This is a genomic window from Pontibacterium sp., from assembly GCF_041587635.1.
GTDB lineage: Bacteria > Pseudomonadota > Gammaproteobacteria > Pseudomonadales > Balneatricaceae > Pontibacterium.
This window is the reverse complement of record NZ_JBFGYC010000634.1, coordinates 1-2153: the sequence shown is the minus strand read 5'-3', so window position 1 is coordinate 2153 and position 2153 is coordinate 1. Positions and strand designations below refer to the sequence as shown.

2 protein-coding genes are annotated in these 2153 nt (G+C 50.2%); both read left to right on the top strand.

The features are described 5' to 3' along the window. The coding region (locus ABYW01_RS20090) for a methyl-accepting chemotaxis protein (protein WP_372836215.1) at positions 1-552 on the top strand (552 nt) is incomplete at its 5' end. Positions 553-659: 107 nt separating this feature from the next. Then, positions 660-1916, top strand: coding sequence for a DUF2252 family protein (locus tag ABYW01_RS20085; protein ID WP_372836213.1), 1257 nt, complete (start codon positions 660-662; stop codon positions 1914-1916). Positions 1917-2153: the final 237 nt, after the last annotated feature.

Here is a 2153-nt window from a genome sequence, read left to right as displayed (position 1 = left end):
GAGATGTTGTTGCAGCTGGAAACTGAAACTCAGGCTGTTGATCAGGTTACTTCGGTGATCAATGATATTGCTGAACAGACCAATCTACTGGCCTTGAATGCAGCGATCGAAGCGGCGCGAGCAGGAGACCAGGGGCGCGGTTTTGCCGTTGTAGCGGATGAAGTCCGTACGCTGGCGCAACGTACTCAGCAATCAACCCATCAGATTCAGGATATCGTTGAACGTTTACAGACACAGTCACAGACTGCGGTGTCAGCGATGAAGAAAAGTACTCAGTTAGCGGTTGAGAGTAACGAGTTGTCTCAGGCTGGCGCTGCAGCGCTTCAAGGTATTATTGGCTCGACTGAAACGATTTCATCTATGAATACCATGATATCGACGGCGGCTGAGGAGCAAAGTGCAGTGGCCGGTGATATTGATCAGCGTTTGGTGAATGTGTCTAACGTTGCAGGGGAAACTAAAGATGACACACAACGTGTTGTTCAGTCGACCGAAGAGATTCGTCGTGAAATTCATGAGCTGAATGTATTGGTACAGAAGTTTAAACTCTGATTTAGCCCGACTCTGAAGTCTCTGGAAAAGCCTGTTTGCGTTGCATTCAGGCTTTTTTATTGTCAGTGTGAAAGTAACAGGCACGGTGAAACGATAAGGACGGATCGATGAAGGTACTCCATACACGGGCGGTGCAGGTAAGGGAGCAAATTGAACGATTTAACGCAGGGCTTCCAGAAACTGATTTGGCTCTGAAGTTTGAGAAGATGGTGCAGTCACCGTTTATCTTCTTTCGCGGCAGCAGTCATCTGTACTGGCACGACGTTTCACGTGATTGGCGTATATCTCTGTTTGGCGGTCGCCCTGAAAGCCAGATCTGGCTGCAAGGCGATGCCCACATCTACAATTTTGGTGCCTTACATGATCACCAAAACCGTATCTATTTTGGGATGGATGACTTCGATGATGCGGTGGTGGCTGACTTTCAGTTTGATCTGTGGCGTCTGGCGGCGAGTATGGTGCTGGATCTGCAGGAACGTGATTTCTGCAATGATCAGCTGGTGGATAAAGCCGTTAAGAAGCTAGGTACTACTTATCTGCACACCGTCGCCGATGCGGGACCAGAGTGCCCCGCTGTTCGCATGGAAACTGCGCCAAAACCGATTCGCAAGTTTCTGCAGAAAGTGCATGAGAAAAATACCCGGCAGCAGATGTTAAGCAAATGGACCGCCGGAGATTTTCGTCACTTCGACTATCAGCATGAGAAACTGGAAACCGTGGATGACGCTCTCTTTCTGGCGATCAAATCTGCGGTGGACGTCTATCATCAGACGCGTATACCGGTGCCGGAGGAGATCCCTCGGGTGTTGGATATTGCGCGTCGTACGCAGGCAGGGACGGGATCACTGGGTAACTACCGTTACTATGTACTCATGGAAGGCCGCTCTGCTGATGAACATGTGATACTGGATATTAAACAGCAGCGTGAACCCGCCTCTGTGGCAGTTATGCCAAGGTCAGAGCAACACTGGTATCGTGAAACGTTCACCCACGAAGGACGTCGACATGCGGATGCCTATAGGGCAATAGCTGAGCATCCAGACAGTTGGTTGGGGTGGCTCAGTATCCATGATCAGCTTTACTCCGTCCGAGAACGGTCTCCATTCAAGAAGGATTATCCTGCCCACAAATTGGATGCGGATGAGTATCTGGTGATGGCCTCGATCTGGGGGGAGGTTTTAGGCCGTGAGCACGCCAGGGGCTCATTCTGTGTGCAGGAACCAGAAACTTCTTTTGTTGAGTTTGTGCGTGATCAGCTGATACCTGAGAAGAAAGCATTTGTCCGACTGTTGAGAGCCGTTGCACCGCACTATGCACGCTGTGTGCAGCAGGATTGGCACGTCTTTCGTGACATGCAGGAATAATACGACACCTGCTGTTTGGAATAGCCTATTGATGGCCCAGCCAGATTGAAATTTGTGGCTATTCTTACTGTATATATAGGGCAGTGGGAGGGCCAATGGTATGAACATAAGGCATGCTCGTTCAACCGATGCAGACGCTTTGGCGTATTTAACCAATTTAGCGTCAGAGGGGTTGTCGGAATGTATCTGGGAGCATCTGATGGTGGGGGACGAAACACCCCTTCAGGCCGGTGCGCG